We start from the raw sequence: 256 nt of genomic DNA, 5'->3' as shown, positions 1-256 counted from the left end.
CTTCGGCACAGGTTATGCATCTTTAAGCTATTTACAAGAATACCCTTTTGACTTTATCAAAATCGATAAAAGTTTTATATCAAAGATTGAAACCAACCGTACTCAATACGCCATCGTCAAGGCAATTTTAGATTTGGCAGTGGCACTTGACATGCAAGTTATCGCTGAATGTATCGAAACCGAGCAGCAGCGTGATTTACTATTAGACATGGGTTGCCAGTACGGGCAAGGCTATTGGTTCGGCAAACCAGTGACT

At 41.0% G+C, this 256-nt stretch carries 1 protein-coding gene; it reads left to right on the top strand.

Going from position 1 to position 256, the window contains the following annotated elements; all coding sequences use genetic code 11:
* Positions 1–256, top strand: a 256-nt coding sequence (locus AAEZ03_RS28135; protein ID WP_350583236.1) for an EAL domain-containing protein, incomplete at both ends; no start/stop codon positions are given.

Origin of the sequence: Pseudomonas sp. HY2-MNA-CIBAN-0224 (assembly GCF_040310285.1) — a bacterium.
Classification (GTDB): domain Bacteria; phylum Pseudomonadota; class Gammaproteobacteria; order Pseudomonadales; family Pseudomonadaceae; genus Aquipseudomonas; species Aquipseudomonas helleri.
The sequence above is the reverse complement of the archived record's forward strand: the minus strand, read 5'-3'. Positions and strand labels throughout refer to the sequence as shown.